At 62.6% G+C, this 18,832-nt stretch carries 19 protein-coding genes; 7 read left to right on the top strand and 12 right to left on the bottom strand.

The window, feature by feature from the left end:
• The 3 genes from YWU_RS0109525 to YWU_RS0109520 all read left to right on the top strand — a co-directional run.
• A partial coding sequence (locus YWU_RS0109525) for an ISL3 family transposase (RefSeq protein WP_027020289.1) occupies nt 1-538 on the top strand: 538 nt, incomplete at its 5' end.
• Between the two features lie 45 nt (nt 539-583).
• Entirely contained in the window at nt 584-1,177 is a 594-nt protein-coding gene (locus YWU_RS18935) for an Abi family protein (protein ID WP_084142035.1), read from the top strand.
• Nucleotides 1,086-2,840, top strand: a complete 1,755-nt coding sequence (locus YWU_RS0109520) for a penicillin-binding transpeptidase domain-containing protein (protein ID WP_420805305.1) — start codon at nt 1,086-1,088, stop codon at nt 2,838-2,840. Before YWU_RS18935 ends, YWU_RS0109520 begins: the two co-directional genes overlap by 92 nt.
• On the opposite strand, the gene YWU_RS16195 is transcribed toward YWU_RS0109520, so the two are convergent.
• The 5 genes from YWU_RS16195 to YWU_RS16185 all read right to left on the bottom strand — a co-directional run bounded on the left by YWU_RS16195 (nt 2,794) and on the right by YWU_RS16185 (nt 7,750).
• Nucleotides 2,794-4,602, bottom strand: a complete 1,809-nt coding sequence (locus tag YWU_RS16195) for an ABC transporter permease subunit (RefSeq protein ID WP_084142033.1) — start codon at nt 4,600-4,602, stop codon at nt 2,794-2,796. The two genes, YWU_RS0109520 and YWU_RS16195, sit on opposite strands and share 47 nt — an antisense overlap.
• Before the next feature lie 24 nt (nt 4,603-4,626).
• Nucleotides 4,627-5,571 (bottom strand): ABC transporter substrate-binding protein, encoded by a 945-nt coding sequence (locus tag YWU_RS18455; protein WP_205618317.1) that lies wholly within the window; start codon nt 5,569-5,571, stop codon nt 4,627-4,629.
• Entirely contained in the window at nt 5,549-6,103 is a 555-nt protein-coding gene (locus YWU_RS18800) for an ABC transporter substrate-binding protein (protein ID WP_205618316.1), read from the bottom strand. Before YWU_RS18800 ends, YWU_RS18455 begins: the two co-directional genes overlap by 23 nt.
• 52 nt (nt 6,104-6,155) lie before the next feature.
• Nucleotides 6,156-6,881 (bottom strand): ABC transporter ATP-binding protein, encoded by a 726-nt coding sequence (locus YWU_RS0109505; RefSeq protein ID WP_051260230.1) that lies wholly within the window; start codon nt 6,879-6,881, stop codon nt 6,156-6,158.
• Nucleotides 6,882-6,958: 77 nt separating this feature from the next.
• On the bottom strand, nt 6,959-7,750 hold the full coding sequence (locus tag YWU_RS16185; protein WP_051260229.1) for an ATP-binding cassette domain-containing protein: 792 nt from the start codon (nt 7,748-7,750) through the stop codon (nt 6,959-6,961).
• 691 nt (nt 7,751-8,441) lie between these two features.
• On the opposite strand from YWU_RS16185, the gene YWU_RS0109495 reads away from it, so the two are divergent.
• A complete protein-coding gene (locus YWU_RS0109495) occupies nt 8,442-8,666 on the top strand; it encodes a DUF2188 domain-containing protein (RefSeq protein WP_027020286.1) in 225 nt (74 codons plus the stop codon).
• A 128-nt stretch (nt 8,667-8,794) separates the two neighbouring features.
• Nucleotides 8,795-8,956 (top strand): hypothetical protein, encoded by a 162-nt coding sequence (locus YWU_RS18355; protein ID WP_169718902.1) that lies wholly within the window; start codon nt 8,795-8,797, stop codon nt 8,954-8,956.
• A gap of 8 nt (nt 8,957-8,964) precedes the next feature.
• Here the strand turns inward: YWU_RS18355 and YWU_RS0109485 are convergent, their stop codons facing one another.
• Nucleotides 8,965-9,153 (bottom strand): hypothetical protein, encoded by a 189-nt coding sequence (locus YWU_RS0109485; protein WP_027020285.1) that lies wholly within the window; start codon nt 9,151-9,153, stop codon nt 8,965-8,967.
• Nucleotides 9,154-9,273: 120 nt separating this feature from the next.
• Between YWU_RS0109485 and YWU_RS0109480 the strand changes: the two genes are divergently transcribed.
• On the top strand, nt 9,274-10,086 hold the full coding sequence (locus YWU_RS0109480) for an OB-fold nucleic acid binding domain-containing protein (protein ID WP_027020284.1): 813 nt from the start codon (nt 9,274-9,276) through the stop codon (nt 10,084-10,086).
• Nucleotides 10,079-10,600 (top strand): type II toxin-antitoxin system VapC family toxin, encoded by a 522-nt coding sequence (locus YWU_RS0109475; protein WP_027020283.1) that lies wholly within the window; start codon nt 10,079-10,081, stop codon nt 10,598-10,600. Before YWU_RS0109480 ends, YWU_RS0109475 begins: the two co-directional genes overlap by 8 nt.
• Here YWU_RS0109475 and YWU_RS0109470 read toward each other — a convergent pair.
• The 6 genes from YWU_RS0109470 to YWU_RS16180 all read right to left on the bottom strand — a co-directional run bounded on the left by YWU_RS0109470 (nt 10,577) and on the right by YWU_RS16180 (nt 18,750).
• Nucleotides 10,577-12,079: an ApeA N-terminal domain 1-containing protein gene (locus tag YWU_RS0109470; protein ID WP_027020282.1), complete on the bottom strand. Its 1,503-nt coding sequence runs from the start codon at nt 12,077-12,079 to the stop codon at nt 10,577-10,579. The two genes, YWU_RS0109475 and YWU_RS0109470, sit on opposite strands and share 24 nt — an antisense overlap.
• Before the next feature lies 1 nt (nt 12,080).
• Nucleotides 12,081-15,095 carry a type I restriction endonuclease subunit R gene (locus YWU_RS0109465; protein ID WP_027020281.1) on the bottom strand — a complete coding sequence of 1,005 codons (3,015 nt, stop codon included), beginning with the start codon at nt 15,093-15,095 and terminating at the stop codon, nt 12,081-12,083.
• Nucleotides 15,095-16,321 (bottom strand): restriction endonuclease subunit S, encoded by a 1,227-nt coding sequence (locus tag YWU_RS0109460; RefSeq protein WP_027020280.1) that lies wholly within the window; start codon nt 16,319-16,321, stop codon nt 15,095-15,097. The genes YWU_RS0109465 and YWU_RS0109460 overlap by 1 nt, the downstream gene beginning before the upstream one ends.
• Entirely contained in the window at nt 16,314-17,807 is a 1,494-nt protein-coding gene (locus YWU_RS0109455; RefSeq protein WP_027020279.1) for a type I restriction-modification system subunit M, read from the bottom strand. The genes YWU_RS0109460 and YWU_RS0109455 overlap by 8 nt, the downstream gene beginning before the upstream one ends.
• A gap of 108 nt (nt 17,808-17,915) precedes the next feature.
• Nucleotides 17,916-18,278 carry a hypothetical protein gene (locus YWU_RS0109450; protein ID WP_205618315.1) on the bottom strand — a complete coding sequence of 121 codons (363 nt, stop codon included), beginning with the start codon at nt 18,276-18,278 and terminating at the stop codon, nt 17,916-17,918.
• Nucleotides 18,279-18,426: 148 nt separating this feature from the next.
• The gene (locus tag YWU_RS16180) at nt 18,427-18,750 is read right to left on the bottom strand and encodes a hypothetical protein (protein ID WP_051260228.1); all 324 of its coding nucleotides are present in this window, start codon (nt 18,748-18,750) and stop codon (nt 18,427-18,429) included.
• Nucleotides 18,751-18,832: the final 82 nt, after the last annotated feature.

The raw sequence follows: 18,832 nt of genomic DNA, 5'->3' as shown, positions 1-18,832 counted from the left end.
CCATGTCGTGCATCTGGCAGCGGACAAACTGACCAAGACCCGGCAGCGGATCCAGCAGGCCACGTGTGGGCATCGCGGCAGGTCCGGGGATCCGTTGTACGGGATCCGGCGGATCATGCTGACCCGGATGGAACTGCTGACCGAGAAACAACTCACCAAGCTGAACACTGTGTTGGCGGTNGAAGACCACGCCGCGGTGGACGTGACTCACCACATCTATCAGGACATCATCGCCGCGTACGGGCATCCGAACAAGAAGATCGGGAAACGTTGGATGTACAAGGTGCTGTGTCGGATCCGCACCGGCCTACCAACAGGGGTCCAAGAGCTGGGGCAGTTGGGTAGAACGACGTGGAAACGCCGACACGAGATCCTGGCCTACTTCGACCACGGGGCGTCCAACGGGCCGGTCGAAGCGATCAACGGACGCCTGGAACATCTACGCGGCATCGCACTGGGTTTCAGAAATCTGACCCACTACATCTTGCGGTCCTTAATTCACTCCGGAGGACTCCAGGCCAAGATCAATGCACTCTAAAACCGGAAGGGCCAGAAATACACCAACGCGTATCCGCCAATCTGGATGGCTGCCGAGCTAATGAGTTTCGGGCTACTATCCAAGTGGTTCGCCAACCTGAAGGAAGATAGCCTGCAAAAATCCATTGCTCGCGAGGCCGGCTTGAGCGCCCCTGTCTTGCGAAGTTTCCTTAGGTTATTCTCCGTTCTCCGAAACGGGGCCGCACACCACTCACGCCTGTGGAACCGCCATACTGCACTTCGAGGCGTGCCTGAGTTATGTTCTGTCCATCGCCGTCTACGTTGTTCGGCAGGTCGATCCTGGCAATGTTGTGATCTCCGAACTCCGAGAGCACTTGCACGGCGCAAAGGAAGAGTGGCTTGCGGAAATGGACTTTCCTCTCGGATTCTCAGACGACCCCCTGTGGCAGCCCTAGCCAAGGACTGGTGCGGCCAGAATCAGCATCCAAGAACTCAACGTTGCACTCTTGCCGGGTCCGTTCCAGCTCACTACGCTCGCCGCCATGACGTCGCGACGGAAATCCAGGTCATCCAGAGCCTTCGCAGGCATGGCCGCGTGCATTCCGGTGTTCTCGGTTGCCGCCTGTTCCATGCCCTGGTCAGAGAGCCCGGTCGACGAATTCATCCGAGCGGTCAATGAAGGTGACTTCGCTGCCGCAGCGGAACACACCACCGATCCCGAGTCGACCGAGTCCTACCTGACGGGGATGCATGAGGGCATCGGAGAGACCAGCGTGAACGTCTCTCTCGACGATTCTGACGAGAGCGAATCTCGGACGAACACCACGTGGACCGTCCCATCCGGGGAGGCGGTCACCACCGAGGGAACTGTAAACGTCGACGACGACAGCGGGCTGATCAACTGGAGTCCGTCTTTCCTGGACAGCGCGGTGCCGGATGATGCGACCATCATCTACTCGGAAGACCGCGACTTCGACACCCCGGTGGTGGATCGCACTGGCAATGAAATTCTCACCTGGACCCCGGTGACCGTCGTCAGTGCTGGTCCAGACCAGATCCCTGCTGCCAGCCAGATCGCCGAGGCTGTTAGCGGCATCCTCCCGGATATCTCACCGGAGTGGATTGAAGAGCAGATCAACTCCGCCGACGGCGATACCGCGACCCTATTCACCCTGCGCGCTGAGGACATGGACCAGGTCAGAGGCGCACTCGAAGGAATCGACGGTCTCGACCTACGTGAGGACGGTCAATTGCTGCCGGGCTCGCGCGACTTGTCCACCCCGCTCGACCCGGGTCTGACCGATTACTGGAATGAGACTCTCTCCACCTATGCGGGATGGAGTTTGCGAGCAGTCACCGATGAGGGCCAGCAGGTAATCGCTGGTGAGGAGCCCGAGCAGATCGAGCGGATCACCACGACTGTGGATCTTCCGATGCAATCGGCCGCCCAGCGTGCCGTCGACAACGAGGACCGGCCGGCGGCGTTTGTCGCCGTCGCCGCTAATGGGGATGTGCTCGCGGTTGCTCAGAACGCCGCCGCCCGTGATCAAGGCGCCATCGCGCTGACCGGCCTATACCCGCCGGGATCCACGTTCAAGACCGTCACCACGGCCGCGGCGCTGGAAACCGGAACCGTCGGACCGGATGACATCGTCGAATGCCCCGCCACTGCAGAGATCGACGGCCGCGTCATCCCCAACAACGACAACTTCGAACTCGGCAGCGTCCCCATGCACACCGCGTTCGCTGACTCCTGCAACACGACTCAGGGCTTCATCTCGCAGGACTTCGCTCCGGAGACAATGCGCGATACTGCGCTCAGCCTGGGCCTCGGCGTCGATTTCGACGCGCCCGGCTTTACGACGGTTACAGGTTCCGTCCCCGTCACTGACCCCGGTGCCGCTCGCGTCGAGGCTGCCATTGGACAAGGAGAGGTTCTAGCGTCGCCGTTTGGACTGGCGTTGATGGAGGCGTCGTTGGCGAATAACGGAGCTATGGCCGTACCGAGGCTAATCTCCGGGGTGGAGGGGCCCGCGGACGCCCAGGTCGCAGAGACAACCTCCGACCAGCAGCCGGCGCCGTTATCCCCGGAAACGGTCGCCGCACTGCGGGCGATGATGGTCGAAACTGTGACCACCGGTTCCGCCTCCGCGCTGAGCGATATTCCGGACCTCGGCGGCAAGACCGGCACTGCTGAAACTGGTGAGGGCGCCGCTCATGGCTGGTTCACGGGAATTGCGGGAGACGTAGGATTCGTCAGTTTCGTCGAAGGCGGCGACTCTTCCGGTCCTGCTATCACCGTCGCAGGAGATTTCCTGCGTGATGAGTGGCGAGGGAACTGACCTCCGGCAGGTCCACGTGTCGCCCCTCAGGGGACGGCTTCGGACCTCGTTTCGGCAGCGCCGACAACGGCACCGCCAGTACTGACGCCAGCACGAGGGCCAGGGTCGGGGCGCCCACTGTCCACCAAGCGCGTTCGAGGTAGTCGATGCCATCGCCCAGGATGAGGCCCCATTCCGGTGTGGGTTGCTGCGGGCCCAGCCCGAGGAATCCCAGCGCCGCCAACGCCAGTGCGATGCCCGGGAGGCGAAGTACCGCGTGCCGAGCCACCGGCGGAATCGTCGCCGGAAGGATGTACCGGAACATTATCCGCGCCGGTCCTGCCCCAAGTACCGGCAGAATCTGCATGTGAGGTTGGGACCTGGCCTCTGTCGTCAGCGACGCGGTATGCGCCGCCAATGGCGCCCAACTCACCGCTGCTACTGCCAGCGCCGAGCCCTCAATGCTAGATCCCCAAACTGCGGCAACAATTAGCCCGGCGATGATCGGCGGAGCTGCGTTAGCCATCTCCGCGAATCCCGTCGAAACCCTAGGAAACGACCCCAGAACTAGTCCCACCACCAGGCAAATCGCCACCACCGCAGCGGCAGTGCCCAGTGTGGTCAACGCACCGTGGCCAACGCGGGCCAAGAGATCCCGGGAACTTGCGTCCGCGCCAAAAGGCAACGCTAGACCCGGCGCCTCAAGACGACCCCACGCAGAGGTAAAAGGGTCTCGGAGAAGCCCTGCCACGATGATCGCACCCAAAACCACAGCGATAACTACCGGAGTCACCAGGTCAGAGGCCTGTCGGTACCGCTGATCTGTCTGTACCGGCACGGAGCTGGAGCGGAGGGAGGTGCCGAGCAGGAGACGTCGTAAAGCACTAAATAAGGCACCGACCAGCACTGCGAGAACGAGCAATGCGAGTACTCCTGCCTGCAGTGCCGGGATATCTTGTGCGCTGGCGGCACCAAGTGTGGCACGGCCCAGACCGGGGATCGAGTACACCTGCTCAACCGCAACAGCGCCTCCAGTCAGGCCGATGAGTACTAGTCCGACCTGTGGCAGAACAGGTGTCACAGCACGTCGAAGCACCGCACGGATGAGAACGCCCGGGGAGGCACCTGCCATCCGCCACGTAGCCACCCACCTTTCGGTGAACGCCGCCGACAACGAATCTGACATCAGTCTTCCCACCAGCCCTCCCGCCGGAATGCCCAGCGCCAGCGCCGGCAGCACTACGTACACCGGACTGCGCCATCCGTACGGCGGGAACCACCCAAGCCACACCGATCCGATGACCAGAAGTACCGCAGCCAGCAGGAACTCAGGCAGCGCCGTCATCGTCACAGCAGCCGCACCCGTTCCACGGCTGGGGCGCCCCTGCATGCCACGACGGATCGCTGGCAAACACAACAATGTCGCGAGCACCGCAGCCACGGCGAATGCATAGCCCATCAGCGTCAGCGACACCGTCAGAGCTTCCATCGTTCCAGGAAGCACCGGTTGAGCGTTGATCCATGATTCCCCAGGGTCCCCTCGTACAATCCCGACGAGCCAGTCGCCGAAGATTGCCCAAGCGCCGCGGTCGAGTCCGAGCTCCTCTCGTACTGCCGCGAGGTTCTCTGGGGTCGCTTCCAGTTCTGCGTATCTCGAGCGCAGGATCGTGTACTCAGCGCTGTTCCTCGACAGCCACGGCAGCATGCCGATGAGCAGCACCACTGCTGCGCCTGCCGCCATCCGGGAGCCAGCGGTGACCGGCCCGGAGAATCGTCCTCCCATGTCAGTATTCCGACTGTCCGGGGGCTAACGGGCTTCCGCGGACACCGCGGAGTCACCGGTGATCAGCATGCGTTCGCGCGGGTCACGCTCTACCCCGCTAGCGCCGGAAACCTCTCCTTGGATGACCCGCTCGTGAAGCATGGGCACTGCGGCATCGTGCTGCAGGATTAGCGCCTCAGCCTGCATAATTGCCTCCTGCCGTTCCGGTCCCGGCTCGATCGCGGCGGCATTGGCAAGCGCTTGGTCCACCTCCGCGTCACAGAACTGGGAGATGTTAAAAGACCCATCGCAGGCGAAATCGCTGTACATGTAAGCAACCGGATCTCCTGAATCCAGGACCGTTGCTCGGGAAAGTATGAACGCGTCGAACTCGCCGTCGATCGCATCCGCCTCGATGTACTGGTACTCGCGCACGTCTTGCGTCACGGTGAATCCGGCAGCCTGCAGTTGCTGTTCCAATCGAACCGCAACTTCCGGCAGTTCCGACCGGTCGGTAAAGGTCCCCAAGGTGATCGCAGCGCCGTCCACCTCATCCGGGCGCGCCGGTTCTACCTGTTCAGAGAGGATCGAGGTGTACGGCGACTCTTCCCGCAATTCAGCCGCCCGGGGAAGGGCTGGTCCGAGTAATCCGGCGGCAACGTCGGCACGACCTTCGTAGACAGTGTCCACCAGCGTCGCGCGATCCACCGCCGCCCTCGCCGCTGCGCGGATCGCCGGATCTGCAAACGGTCCCGAGGAAGTGTTCAAGTAGAGCGTGTTTGTCCTCGGCATCGGCACCTCGATGATCAGGTCGTCGTCGATGTGCATCGCTTGTCCCACCGGAATGGTTTCGACGACATCGGCCGACCCTGTGCGCAGTGCCGCTGCCCTGGCGGTTCCATCTGGCACGTATTCAACGTCTACGCCGGATGCCGCAGCCGTGCCGCCCCAGTAGTCCTCGTATCTGTCAAGAGTCGCCGACTGGGTCAACGGAGCTGCCGTCAAAAGCCTGCGGCGCGAGGATCGACAATTGCGGGCTCGACAGACGCTGCGGTACTAACGGATCATTATGGGCGGTGGTCACAACCACGTCTGCGCCGTCTGCTGTGGCTGTCATATCCACTCCATCGAGGATGCGTGGGGTGGGGGTCGCTTCGGTTGCGGCAGTTAACGACGCGGCCACGTTCTCCGCGGTCAGTTCCGTGCCGTTGTGGAACGTCACCCCGTCACGGATGGTGAATCGCCACGTGGTGGGGCTCTCTCTTTCCCAGTCGGTGGCGAGGGCCTCTTCCGCGTTGCGGTCGTCGTCGAGGACAACGAGCGTTTCGGCGGTGCTCCACCTCGATAGTTTGAAGGCGTCGTCGCTAAATGGGGTTAGTCCGCTGCGCGGGGGTTGCAGCATCGCTACGGAGATTCGGTCCTGGTCGTCGCCTCCGCCGTCTCCAGAGAAGCAGCCGGCGGTGGTCAGCGCCAGCGCTCCCACCGTGACGGTGGATGCGGTGCGCCTGAGGGTCTTTTTCATGTGGTGTCTTCCTGTAAAAGATGCGCTTCCCGACGTCCCCTCCTCCACACCCTCACTCCCCCATTCCGGCGGACCGGAGGATGTGTTCGGGAACTGAGGGCACGGAGTCGAGAAGCATGCGGGTTTCATTGGTGGCCGGGTGGTCGAGCAGGGTCGTCAGTGGAGCGGATTCCACGATCTGGCCGCGATGCATGACGAGGCCGCGCTCGCACAGCCTGCGAGCGGCATCCAGATCGTGGGTGACCATGAGGAGTGAGATGCCGCGGGATTCGGAGATTTCCCGCAGCATCTCGACAACCTCGTCGCGCAACGGCGGATCAAGTCCGCTGACCGGTTCATCCGCCAGCAAGCAGGTGGCACCAGTGGCGATGGCCCGTGCGATAGCGACGCGTTGCGCCTGCCCTCCGGAAATCTGTGACCTGGTGCGGCCGAGGAATTCTGGGCCAAGATGCACCCCTGCCAATGCTTCTGCGGCAATCTCCCGACGGTCGCCCGGAATATTGAGCCGCCGCAGCGGTTCAGTGACTAGGGCCTCCACCGTCATGCGCGGGTCGAGACTGCTTGCCGGATCCTGCGGGCTGTATTGGACGTCTCGGCGATACCAACGAAGTGTCCGGACAGGCCCGGCGGTCACCTTCCGGCCGCCGAACTCCACCGACCCTGAGTCCGGTCTCTCCATCGCCAGAAGCATCTTGAGCACCGTTGACTTGCCGGATCCGGATCTGCCGATAAGCGCGACCCTCTCGCCGGGAGTGAGGGAAAGGCTGACCCCATCCACTGCTGTGATGTCTGGCCTTGCGCCCCTCCGCGCCCGATAGACCTTCCTCAACGATTCGCCAGTGAGGGTCCCACCGCTCACGCGGCCACGACCCGGGCGGATTCGGCGGCCTCCACCAGTTCGCCGACCAGGTGCCTGGTGAGGGGGTGCTCAGGTGCGGTGAAGATCTGCTCCACCGGCGCATCCTCCACCACGTGACCGGTGTCCATGACGATCACGCGGTCACACAGGTCAGCTGCAACCGGGAGGTCATGGGTGATGAATACGAGGGTTTCCAGGCTCCGGAGTTTCTCGACCACATTCGACTGGCTCACCACGTCCAGGGCGGTGGTGCACTCATCCATGATGAGCATTTCCGGCTCGCAGGCCAGCGCCAGTGCGATGCACACGCGTTGACGCTGCCCTCCGGATAACTCGCCGGGATGGGACGATAGAATCCGCGAAGGTTCCTCAAGGCCGAGGCCCGCTAAGAGCCGATGAGCTGCGTCGTGCGCATCCGGTCCGCGGAGCCCCCGCCTGCGCAAGGGAATCGCCAATTGGTCGGTGATGCTGACCAGTGGATTGAGTGCGTCTGCACTGTCCTGGCGGGCAAAGGCGACAGTCCCGAACAGCGCCCCCGATATTCCGGTGACGGCTTCACCACCACGGATGTGTCCGGCGAGCGTAATCTTCCCGGTTACCGAGACAGCCGCGGGAACGGTCCCGGTCAACGCCCCGGCCAGGAGGGACTTACCGGCACCGGAGCGGCCAATCACAGCGACGCGCTCTCCGAAACGGATCTGCAAGTGCGACACCCGAACTAAGGGGCACTTGCCGTGATTGATCCTCAGATCCTCTACCTCAACTGCAATATCAGCGCACCAACCCATGGCGGAACCTCCTTCTCGGCCCAGTTCCGTCAACACTATTGAAAATGATTTCCATTATCGAGTAGGAAACAATGAGCTGTGGTCCAATACATGAAAAAGCGCCATGCCATCCGTGGATGACATGGCGCCGATCGATCCGGGGAGGGTTAATGGTCAAAATGTGTGTCCGCTGACAGGGACTACCCCCAGGCCACAGCACAAAAACAAGCCTCCAATAGCTCGCTTCGAGCTATTAACTGCCCTTTCGTGACATCAGGGTGCACTTGTGCATGCCGCAAAGTCGCTTGAGAGCTACCGACCGGTTGGAAGACATCCCAGGTCAGCAGCCATATGCGCAAAACGGGATAGCTGCCCCATCTACACCTTCAATGACAGCGGGGGCAACACACGCCCAGGCCAGACACACATTTTGACCATTAACCCGCCGGTGACGTACGCCTAATCCTCCCCACACCCCGAGGAATGAGAAAGACCCGGTGGATTTCTCCACCGGGCCTGCCATGACTGTAGGTGTCCCAGACAATGCGCTGACAGGGGCCTTTGCGACCCCTCCGGTTGAGCGAGGTACGCCGTAAGTTCCGGAAACCGTACAGGCGCTCGTGTCACAGCGCTCCAGTTTCTCGGCATGACGGAATGTCAGTCCCCTCTGACAGCGTGTAGGCATCGAAGGCCGAGTCTGGAGGAGGTGAACATGAGCAAGGGCGACATCGAGACGTACCACGAGGACGGCCAGTGGAAGAACCGCGCGCAGGGCAACAGCCGGGCGAGCAATGTCCACGACACCAAGGCGGCAGCGCAGGCGGCTGGCCGCGAGATGGCCAAGGACCGAGGCGTGGAGCACGTCATCAAGAAGATGGACGGCACCATCGGTGAGAAGAACTCCTACGGGAGGGACTCCTACCCGCCGAAGGGCTGACCGGACTAGAACCCCGCGCTTTTCGCTGGGAGGGCGCGGGGTTCTGCATCTCGTGTGATCAGCGACGACAAGAACTGTCTCGCTAGAGTTGCTGAGGATGTCGGCCAGCCTGGCTACAGTCCAGGCGCATGAGAGCGACCAACCAGCAGTCCCTGATCTCCGCCGTCTTCGAGGTAGCCGAGCGCGCCACGAATGACCTCACCCACCTCGTCCCCGACCTCGACAAGGACCGCACCGAGTACGCGCTGGCGTCGGTGCTGCTGGAGGAGGCGTGGGTCAGCGGTCTCTGAGTCCGACCTCACTCGCGAGGAGCCGCCCCGCCGTTCGCGAAGCCGTCGAAGGACCGGATGTCTCGCTTGGGCTCGGGAAGGCCGTCACGGCGGCGCTGAGCCTCCTTGCGGCGGTCTTCCCGGTCCTCGGCCTCGAAGACCTCAGCGAGGGCTTCCAGGTCGGCCTGGAGGTCGTCGTTGGGGTGGTGCTGGGTCATGACGGTCCCTCCTGAGGTGGACTTGCGTTGCTGGGTGCTATCGAGCGTAAGGAGACAGGTGTACGAGCCGGGTTGCGCGGCCTCATCCCATCTGTCTGCTCTCGCCTGTACGGTTAGATCATGACGGCAACGGGGCTGGAGGTTCGCCTCCATGAGGGGCGCGAGCGGGCGGAGGCAACCCGCGTCGCGAAGACCCTCAACGAAGTCGTCTGGTCACTTCAGGAGATTGACAGGGTTCATCTTCTGCGGGGCACGCGCGCGACCTGGGTGATGGCTGACATGGACCGTCAGAACCAGAACCTGATCCTGCGTCTGGAGCCCAGGAACGTGCCCGCCAAGCGGGACATGGTGGACATGCTGGTCCCCGCCGAGGCTCTAGTGAGGGGTGCCCACACCCTCACCGAGCAGCCAGTCGTGCCGGAGTTGTTCGCACCCAAGACTGTCACTCGACTAGGTGCACTGGCCGAGCCCCGCGACGGAGTTCAATCCGTCTCCTTGGCCACCTACAACGGGAGGACAAACGAGGAGGTCGTACTCTCCGAGCCTGTCAAGGACAATGCAGCGGCAGCCGTCAAGCCGTTTGAGGTGGCCTACGGCTCCGTATCGGGGACGCTCTCTGGTGTGCGTGATGCCAGGGGCAAGACAGTCCGCGTCACGGTGCGAGACACCATTGGTAGACAGGCCATCGAAGGCATCGTTCCCGAGTCCATGGCCGAGGAACTGCGTTCCGCATGGCGACATCGCGTGGCGCTCTCAGGCAAGGTGCGCAGGAACGCGCGCGGCCAAGCCATCAGGATCGACGTTGATCGGCTCGAACTACTCCCCGAGGGCAACTCGGGCCGTCCCTCGACAGACACGCTGCTTGGGATCGGTGCCGACTGGCTCGATGGCATGACCGTTGACGACTTCCTACGCGAGGTACGTCGTGGCTAAGCCGAAACCTCTACGCATCTACGTCGACACCTGTGTGTACCTCGACCTGGTGACGAAGGAGATGACACCGCATCCGGATACGGGTGAACCGCGCTGGAAGAGTGCGAAGGCCCTCTTCGATGCGGTAAACGATGATCGGGTTGTCTTGGCCGCATCAGCACTCATCGAGGCCGAGGTCCTCTGCGTCCCTGCCGTCAGGGACCGAGCGCAGGATGCCATGGATCAGATCCGGGGCTGGTTTACTGCCGAAGCCACGCTCTGGACCGACGTAGATCGGTTCCTGGCGCGGGAGGCCGTTCGGCTGGCGGGTCAATGGCACGATAAGAGGACCGACACGGGGAAACGTCTCGGCGGGGCCGATGCCACGCACCTCGCTGCTGCGGTCCGCCTGGGCTGCGACTACCTGATGACGACCGATGGCGGATTCCCCATCGGGCATGAGGTCGAGGGCGTCAGGGTCCAAAGGCCAGAGGTCGTCTGGGCAGAACACCTACTCGACGGGCTGGGTTCCTGACGCCTTTCCCGGCGCTGTTGGAAAGTGCGTGGCCGCAAGAATGCAAGCGTGACTGAGTTCACCGTTGTCGTTCAATGCCTTCAAGAGGCGCTCTTCGGACAAGCCCATTTCAAGCAAGATGTTCAGGAGGACCACCGCGCGCGTTACCCGCACCGTGGCGTACAACTTGATGGCGTCTTCGCTGGACCTCCCGGAATGTGACAAGTTGTGCCGGGCACGCTTGGCAGCGACCGCCCACGCGGATGGGTTGGGGAGTATGCGATCGCGGCAGGAGACTGGCAGCCTCTCTGCGAGTCGCTCCAGCCGCTGGCCAAGTGAGAAGCCACTCGGAACGAATGACTCAAGCCACTTCCTGTCCGCTTCGCCAAGGGCATCTAGTGCTGGCCTTAGGCGTTGCAAGTTGTGCTCACGGGTAGCGGCAGACTTCTCCTTCAAGTCGCGATGAAACGATTCGGCTGCTGCTACGGCCACGATCAACATGGTCTCGATGTAGTGATCGGCTACGTAGCGTCCACCAACGATCATGTTGCACGAGGCCCAGAACCGTTCATGGACCTCCCACCAGCGCGGCACGGCCTGTGCAAACGCTAGGTCGTCAAGGGTGAACACCATCGTGTGGGCGTCCACGGCCTTCGCACTAGGGTCACCCTCACCACGACTGCGCGTGTAGACATCGACCTCCCTGCCCATGTTGCTTGGAGATGCCTCCTCGGAGGGGTTAGGGCGGGGAAGGTAGACCTTCATCCAGAGCAAGGCCGGACCCCTCCCCGTCGCGAGTGACAGCAGGTCCTGAAGCGTTGCTACGTAGACCATCAACGAGGCGAAGGACGCTCGCTTGTCAGTACGGACCGAAAGCACCGGCTTGTGCTCGACTCGTGCCCGAGATCCTCCTCGCATTGTGTCGAACGTCGGGAGGGTCAACCAGTGCGCCAGCGTAATCGTGGCTCCCGGCACCTTAGCCGTCTGATCGTCAACGGGAGACATCTCTATGGTGGCCTCTCCGCTTGGGCGCTCACTCTCCTTGTCCCATCCCCACTTCGCTTCCAATGCACTGGTGGCGGACCAAAGCCAGATGTCCTCAATCACGCAGTTGGCATGATCGAACAACGCCTCGTCTGTGCTTCCTGCGTGTACCCCGACAAGGGCAGTCTGAGCCTTTAGCGTCTGCTCGGATGGACCACCGTCAAAGAAGCCGAGGTTGTAGGTGAGACTGTTGGCCGAGTAGGCACCAAAGAGCGTGATGTCCCTGTTCCCGGCGCGTCCGTACACCACCGGAAAGTCCTTGGTCTCGGCCAACACCGTCCATGCACCCGGGCCGATCTGCTCCCGTACTTGCGCGTCAAAGCCGCCCACCAGTACGAGTTCGAGACCCGAAGCCGGGTCGTAGGTCAAGAAACCGGCATGCCGGTTGGTGGGGTCTTCCGGAAGCCACCACAGCCCCCGCCACGTCTGCGTCTCGTGCAGCCATGGGGTTCCCACGTCAGTAGTTCTCTCGAATGTAGGCGTAGGCACGGTCGAACAGGTCTCCAGTTAGGGGCAGGCTGAACTTCTTCAAGACCTGACGCAGTTCCTTGCGCACGGTGCGGTCGCCTCCTTGGTCCTGGGTCCAGCCCGAGTACGAGACCTGCTTGACGATGGTGTCGATGCCGCGTACCACGTCATCCACGATGACCGGGGTGTCAGCGGGCTTGTATTCGTTGACGATCTGGGTGAGTGCGCCGATGTTGGGGTCGAGAAGAGTGACTGCTGCGTCCAGGTCTCCGTCTTCCTCCAACCTCTCGGCTTGGACTGCGGTCTTGGCCACATCGAGGGCCTTCTTCAGGAACTCGATGGTGTCGCTGGCGGACTGGGCAGCCTGCTTGCGGAGTCGCTCGATCTTCTCGGCCAAGGTCTTGTAGACCTCGTGCCCACCCGACTCCTTCAGGCGGCGCTGCACCCGGGCGTCGATGGTGTCGAAAACCTCTTCGAGGGTCACCGGGTCCTTCAACAGGTCTCGCTCGGGGTCGATGTCGAGTTCCCCCTGCTCGGCCAACTTTCTGAGCCGCTCGATGCTGTCGGGATCAACAATGACCTCTTCAAGTCCCGTGCCCGTGACCTTGATGTTGGACATGTGGCCGTGCACGAGCGCCAGCGTCTTGGCCCCCAGTCGCTCCCACAGGATGTCCTCAGAAGCCTTGCCGGGCTTTGACGCCTCGTAAACCTGCGCCAGCCACTTGTAGAGCGGTTCGTGTTCGCCCAGTTCGTCCCGAGGCGCGAGCAACTCCCATAGGGTCTGGACCCCCGTGAAGTCCCGCCAGAACTGCGCTTTCTGTTCCTGCCCCTTGATGCGCTCCATCGCGGCCATGAGCGCCTCGTAGGAGGAGTCCGCCAGGTCGATGCCCTCGAACCGCTGAGAGGTCTGGGCGAGCCGGGCTAGGAACTCGGGGATCAGTTCGGCTACATCCACCGGGCGCTTGCCCCCGGCTTCGGGGTCCGCTGCCTTCAGCGCGGCTGCGATGGCCGGTCCCAGCCCTATGTAGTCGACCACAAGTCCGTTGTGCTTCTCCTGTCCCGTCACGGGGTTGGTGAAGCGCCGGTTGGTGCGAGTGATCGCCTGGAACAGCGTGTGCCGGGTCAGCGGACGATCCAGATACATCACCTGCTCGATGGGCGCGTCGAAGCCCGTCAGCAACTTCGCCGTGACCACAAGAAACGTCGGCGGTTGACCCACCTTGTTGAACTCACGCTTGACCACCGCCTCTTGGGCGCGCGTGAGTTCGTAGGTCTTCCATTCCTGCTTGTCGTCCTTGCCGCCGACCGTCATGACGACCTGGGTCGACAGGTCCAGACCACCCTCTGCGATGAGCCGGTTCAGTTCCTGCTCGTACAGCACCACGAGGTCCCGGTCATAGGCCACCACCTGGGCCTTCATCCCCAGCGGTGCCACCTTGGCCGTGAAGTGATCGAGGATGTCGGTGCACACGGCTGTGATGCGCTCCGGGTTGAGCAGTACGGTCTTCACAGTTCCGCCCCTGCGGACCAGAACGTCGCGCTCCTCTTCGGTGAGGTCCTCCTCTTGGGCCAGAGCGTCGAACTCGGCCTCCATCGCCTCCTTGTCGAGGTGCCATTCGACCAGCCGGGTCTCGACGTGGACGGGCACCGAGGCCCCGTCAGCGATGGAACGCTCCATCGAGTAGGTGTTCAGCACGTAACCCGGGTCGGTGTCCGAGCCGAACAACTTGAAGGTGTTCTTGTCCTTGTGCGAGATGGGGGTGCCCGTCAGCCCGAAGAACCTAGCGTTCGGCAGCGCGGTCCGCATGCGCTCACCGAGTGATCCTTCTTGGGTGCGGTGGGCCTCGTCCACCATGACGATGATGTTCTGGCGGTCGTTGAGCACACCCGCGTCCTCGAACCGGAAGATCGTGGTGACCACGATCCCTCGATGGTCGTCGCGCAGCATCTGTGACAACTGGGCTGTCGTCTCGGCCACCTTCAGCATCGGCAGACCCGTGGTCTTGAACTGCCGGGCCACCTGCTCGACAAGATCGAGGCGATCAAGGACCACCAGTACGGTGGGGTCGCCCACCTCGGGATCGTGAAGAAGGCGCACTGCCGCGAAGCCCATCAGGAGGGTCTTGCCCGTCCCCTGGTAGTGCCAGATGAGGCCCCGGTCCCCGCCGCTGATCACGCGCTCGTGGATCGCTTCGACCGCCTCCACCTGCGGGTAGCGAGGGATCAACTTGCGCTTGCCCGACTCGGTGTCCTCAAAGAGGGTGAAGTCCCGCAGGATCGACGAGACACTCTGTGGAGTCAACAGAAGGTCGACCGAGCGCTCCACGCGCGGCAGACCGTCGAGGTCGTAGGGGTCCTGTGTCGACCCCCACATCAGCCACTCCGTCGCGGGCTGACCGATGGCTCCGTAGTGGAACTCCTTGCCGTCCGTAGCGGCACACAGCACGTTGGGGGCGAAGAACGACGGACCTTCAGGCGCATACACGTCTGCGATGTCCTTCGCGCCCTTCAGCCACGTCACCGAGGAGTTCACCGGAGTCTTGGCCTCAATGACCACGACCGGCATGCCGTTGATGAACAGCACCACGTCGTACCGGCGCTCATCTCCAGGAGGGCCAAAGACAACCTCGTCAGAGATGATGTAGGTGTTGTTGGCGAGGTCGTCGAAGTCGACCAGCCGTAGGGGCACGTCGTGAGGGGTCCCGATGTACCTGTGGTTCACGTCCCCACGCATGAAGGTCACCAGACGCTCGTTCGCCACCACGAGCCCGTCCGTGCTGGCAGCCGTCACAGCACCCCGGATGCGCGGCAACACCTCGTCCAGCCGCTCCTCGTCCGCGCCGATGGCGGGATTGAGCACGACGAGCGCCTCCATGAGGTCTTCCTCGATGAGAACGTCGGTGTTGGAGCGCTGGAGGTGGGTGACCGGCTCGTAGGTCCAGCCCAGGCTTACGAGCCGCTTGACCAACCAGTTCTGCACGGTGTGCTTCTCATCGAACGCCATCACGCAGCCCCTTCATCGCGGATGAACTCATCGTAGGAGGTCGGAATCTGATGCAGCCCAGAGAGGAGTTCGCTGAGTAGTGCTGCCCGGGCCTGTAGGAGTTGACTGCGCTCAGCGGCCAACTGCTGACCCAGAGCATCAGCGGCGACCAGAGTCGCTGTCTGTCCCTGCTGATCTTCGAAAGGAACTTTGGGGACTGGAAGTGCTTTGGCCCTGCCGAACCCTAGGGCACTGATTGTTACCCCTTTGGCCGTTTCACGAAACAACCCGGTCTCAAACGCCCATCGACACCACTGGTGGATGTAGTTGGTCGTAGACATCCCTTCCACTGGGCGCAACCGGATCACATGCTTGTCGAAACCGACCGGGCCTTGGATTTCCTCCTTCCAAAGAGCCGACTGCCCGACGGTGCCACCTTCCGCCAGAAGAACGTCACCGGAACTGATTGCATACTTGTGCTGCTCATCAGGCTCGAAGTTCATTTCCTGCACGTCATCGAGACGCAAAAAGCCATCCGCGATATTGCCAGAACGGATATAGGGAATGACGTGGCTACCCACAGACTGCCGCGCCGACTTCTGTCGCCCCAGTAGCATCCCAAATAGTGAGGCGGCGGGCGCAAGTTCAAACTGATCACTCCATGCACCAAAGGCTTCATTCCTGAGGGATCGCGCCATCCGTTCGACCGATTCGAACTCCTCTGCGAGGCGCTCTATTACTGCATCCATATGGCTCATCAGGTCTACGATGCGTCGCTGCTCCTCGATGGGAGGCAACAAGAAGGGGTACGCCTCAATGTCGCTCGACCGGACTGCCGGGTAGTTGCTTCCGGTCTCACGCTCGACCAGCCAATCGGTGAAAGCGTGATGTCTCACAACCTGCCACACATAGTCCGGCAGAATCGCTTCTGAGTCACGCGCGCGAAGCACGCAGAGGCCCGTAGAGGCTACTTGGCCAGCGAGAGAAGGCGGCACTTGGCCCATGGCTCGCAGTCGTGGCCTAACGGTCGACACCACTACGTCCTTCTCGTTGATAGGACGCCGAGCCCTTCCGGGTGCTTGACCGAATGGCATTTCGGCCACCGAGCAGATGTCAATGCCGGTGTCCCAAGACACCGACGAAATGTCGACATAGCGAATGACGTCGTCGGGAGAGACTCCCTTCAGCCGCCCAGGGTTAACTGCCGTCACCTCCCCCAGCGTGGTCTCGATCCATCCGTCACGCATCGAAACCAGCCGCCTTCAGTCGCTCAACCATGGCCTCTTCGGCAGCAAGGCGCTCTGCCCGGGCTTCCTGCCATGCGGTCAGGGCTTCGGTCACGTCGACCGCTTCTGCCTCCGCCCCAGCCACGTACCGTCCGATGTTGAGGTCATAGCCATTCGCTTCGATCTCGGACAGATCGACCAGCCGGAGGTTCACACCGCGCTCGCCGTCTGGGTCCTCGCCTTCGTGGAATGCCTTCAAGATGGCGTCCATGTCATCGTCGCCCAGTTCGTTCTGCGCTCGCCCAGTCTTCACGCGCTCTGTGGCGTCGATGAAGAGCACCCTGTTCCTGCGCTCCTCGACCTTCTCGTTGCGGAAGATCATCAGGCAGACCGGGATGGCAGCGCCGTAGAAGAGGTTGGAGCCGAGGCCGATGACGGCCTCCAGCAGGTCCTTCTCCGCCAGGCACGCGCGGATAGAGCCTTCGGCTCCGGCCCGGAACAGCGCGCCCAGCGGCATCACCACGCCGACGCGGCCTCGCTCCTCGTCCATCGAGGAGATCATGTGCTGGATGAAGGCGTAGTCACCCCTGTCCTTCGGGGGCACCCCGCAGAACGCGCGAGGGTCGGACTCCCAAGTGTCTCGTCCCCAGTTCTTCAACGAGAAGGGGGGATTGGCGATCACCACGTCGAACTTCTGGAGGGTCCCGTTCGGGTTCCGCAGTCCCGGGGCGCGGAGCGTGTCGCCACGGACGATCTTGAAGTCCTCGATCTCGTGCAGGTAGAGGTTCATCCGCGCGATGGCGGAGGTGGTGAGGTTGACCTCCTGCCCGTAGAGCCGGAGGGTGCGGTGGTCCTCGCCGCGAGCCCGGATGGCATTGATGGTCTCCATCAGCATCCCGCCCGAGCCGCAGGTGGGATCGTAGATCGTCTCCTCCGGTTGGGGATCGAGGAGGCGCACCAACAACCTGACCACCTGACGGGGGGTGAAGAACTCCCCAGCCTTCTGGCCTGCCCCTTCCGCGAAGTATTTGAGCAGGTACTCGTATGCCTGCCCCAACATGTCGTGGGACACCTCATCGGGGTTGAGGTTGAGCCCGTCGAAGGATGAGATGAGGTTGCGGAGGTGCTCCTCAGGCAGGCGCTCCTTGTTGCCCCACGCTGCGTCACCGAAGATGCCAGCCAACTTCTCGGCGTTGGCCTGGGCGATTTTGTCCAGTGCCTTCTGGATGCGCGTCCCGAGGTTCGGCAGCGTGCTGCGGGCCACATCGTTCCAGTGCGTGCCCTCCGGGAGATCGAAGCGGTGGTAGTCCGCCTCGATCTCGTCGTTGAGAGCATCTCCGAAGTCCGCGACTGCCTGCTCGTGCTCCCACGTCCAGGTATCACTGATCCACTTCCAGAACAGCATGGGGAACATGTACGTCATGAAGTCGGCGTGGGCCACGGGGCCGCGAAGCGCATTCGCGGCTGACCACAGGCGCGACTCCAGGTGCTGCTGGGAGATGGTCACAGGTGCTTCCTTGTGGATGGTCGGACGACGGGCCTTACAGGACCCATGAGTGAAGACTACAAGCCCGGCGGCGCTCGGGGAGGAGGCTTGGCCGCATGGTGTCCACCTTCATCGCCGCAGGGTAAACTGGTCGCCCACAAAATCCTCCGGCCTGAACGGAATCGCGATGTTCAGCACGATCCCAACCTTGCCGATGTCGGACAACCGCATCGGTAGGTGGCCGTTCAGCAGTCGCCCCAGCCGCGTGTAGTCCATCCCCGTCTGCTCGGCCAACCATTTCCTGTTGTGCCCGTGCCGCTGGAGGGTGCCCCGGACGACGATGGCGAAGCGGTGCTGCATGAGGCTGGCATAGGCCAGCCCTCGTCGTTCGTCACCGTCCGGGTAACGAACGAACTTCACGGTGGGGTTGCGCCCGAACAACTCCGGTAACTGGCAGAAGTCCCGTGGTGAGTAGGCGGGCGGAGAGGGCACCAACCCAGCCTGCCTCACCCAACCCTTCCCCCTAAGCGCCCACGCTGAGTCCTGAGAAATCTGCGCCCTAGGCGCAACTTCTGATCCTCCCTGGCGCCTCAATCACGACTCTGGGGTGGGTTCGCCTGCGTCTAGCATGATCGAGAACTCACTCTTGCTCCTGTGCGGAGCGCATCTCCGCTCCCGGCCACAAATCCGCCCCCAGCCACTGCTCCAATCGAGCGAGGGCCCCGAAGTCCGGCAGCGCCTCTCCTGCGAGCACCCGCTCGACAGTTCGCCTGCTCACCTTGGCCTCTCGCTCGATGCTGCGCAGCGACGGGGCCCCTTTGGCCTCCAGAGCCTTCAGCAGCCGGTTGACGAACTCCTGCGCGTAGATCGCGCTTACCGGTGCGTCCTTGCGGAGCCTGCCCGTGGGCCACTGGCCACGCGCGACGTACTCGCGTGGGGCGGCGTCTCCTCCGGACCTGGGCATGTCCTCAGCCTAGAGCCAGTCGCTCTCGATTCCAGGATTGTCGGGGTTCCTTACTATAGTTGTGTCGATGGGTCTTATAGGA

It is taken from the genome of Corynebacterium sputi DSM 45148 (assembly GCF_000427865.1).
GTDB lineage: Bacteria > Actinomycetota > Actinomycetes > Mycobacteriales > Mycobacteriaceae > Corynebacterium > Corynebacterium sputi.
The sequence above is the reverse complement of the archived record's forward strand: the minus strand, read 5'-3'. Positions and strand labels throughout refer to the sequence as shown.